This window comes from Desulfovibrio sp. 1214_IL3152, from assembly GCF_036763055.1.
GTDB lineage: Bacteria > Desulfobacterota > Desulfovibrionia > Desulfovibrionales > Desulfovibrionaceae > Desulfovibrio.
Genome location: NZ_JBAIYW010000389.1, coordinates 1 through 1,978, shown reverse-complemented (window position 1 = coordinate 1,978; position 1,978 = coordinate 1). Strand labels below are relative to the sequence as shown.

Below are 1,978 nucleotides of genomic sequence, written 5' to 3'. Positions count from 1 at the left end.
GAATATGGCCGGGACAACGGCATCCGTCTGTCTGCCGTGTGGCTGACGCACGACCCGGAATACCCGGAGAATTTACCTGCCGCGCCGCTGGTGCGCTATGGCTGGACGCCGCGCGGCGAACTGGCGGCAGTGTATGACCGCAGCAATACACAGGTGCGCAGCTTTACTTACGATGATAAATACCGGGGCCGGATGGTGGCGCACCGTCACACGGGCCGACCGGAAATCCGTTACCGTTACGACAGCGACGGGCGGGTGACAGAACAGCTAAACCCGGCAGGCTTAAGCTACACGTATCAGTATGAGAAAGACCGCATCACCATCACCGACAGCCTGGACCGCCGTGAAGTGCTGCACACGCAGGGCGAAGCCGGGCTGAAGCGGGTGGTGAAAAAGGAACACGCGGACGGCAGCGTCACGCAGAGTCAGTTTGACGCCGTGGGCAGGCTCAGGGCACAGACGGATGCCGCAGGCAGGACAACAGAGTACAGCCCGGATGTGGTGACGGGCCTCATCACGCGCATAACCACGCCGGATGGCAGGGCATCGGCGTTTTACTATAACCACCACAACCAGTTAACGTCAGCCACCGGGCCTGACGGGCTGGAATTGCGCCGGGAATATGATGAATCCGGCCGTCTGATTCAGGAAACCGCCCCTGACGGCGATATCACCCGCTACCGTTATGATAATCCACACAGTGACTTACCCTGCGCAACGGAAGATGCCACCGGCAGCCGGAAAACCATGACGTGGAGCCGTTACGGTCAGTTGCTGACCTTCACTGACTGTTCCGGTTATGTAACCCGCTATGACCATGACCGTTTTGGTCAGGTGACGGCGGTGCACCGCGAGGAAGGCCTGAGCCAGTACCACGCATACGACAGCCGTGGACAGTTAACTGCGGTGAAAGACACGCAGGGCCATGAAACGCGGTATGAATACAACGCCGCCGGTGACCTGACCGCCGTCATTGCCCCGGACGGCAGCAGAAACGGGACACAGTACGATGCGTGGGGAAAAGCCATCTGTACCACGCAGGGCGGTCTGACGCGCAGTATGGAATACGATGCTGCCGGACGGGTCATCCGCCTGACCAGTGAAAACGGCAGCCACACCACCTTCCGTTACGATGTACTCGACCGGCTGATACAGGAAACCGGCTTTGACGGCCGCACACAGCGTTATCACCACGACCTGACCGGCAAACTTATCCGCAGCGAGGATGAGGGGCTGGTCACCCACTGGCACTATGACGAAGCAGACCGCCTCACGCACCGCACCGTGAATGGCGAAACCGCAGAGCAGTGGCAGTATGACGAACGCGGCTGGCTGACAGACATCAGCCATATCAGCGAAGGGCACCGGGTGACGGTGCATTACGGGTATGATGAGAAAGGCCGGCTGACCGGTGAGCGTCAGACGGTGCATCACCCGCAGACGGAAGCACTGCTCTGGCAGCATGAGACCAGACATGCGTACAACGCGCAGGGGCTGGCGAACCGCTGTATACCGGACAGCCTGCCCGCCGTGGAATGGCTGACCTACGGCAGCGGTTACCTGGCAGGCATGAAACTCGGCGACACACCGCTGGTGGAGTACACCCGCGACCGCCTGCACCGGGAAACGCTGCGCAGCTTCGGCCGTTATGAACTCACCACCGCTTATACCCCTGCCGGGCAGTTACAGAGCCAGCACCTGAACAGCCTGCTGTCTGACCGCGATTACACCTGGAACGACAACGGCGAACTCATCCGCATCAGCAGCCCGCGCCAGACCCGGAGTTACAGCTACAGCACCACCGGCAGGCTGACCGGCGTTCACACCACCGCAGCGAACCTTGATATCCGCATCCCGTATGCCACAGACCCGGCAGGTAACCGCCTGCCCGACCCGGAGCTGCACCCGGACAGCACCCTCAGCATGTGGCCGGATAACCGTATCGCCCGTGACGCGCACTATCTTTACCGGTATGACC

General features: G+C 61.0%; 1 pseudogene. It reads left to right on the top strand.

The features are described from left to right. Positions 1-1,978, top strand: a pseudogene (gene rhsB, locus V6C07_RS08505) (rhs element protein RhsB); the annotation flags it as partial.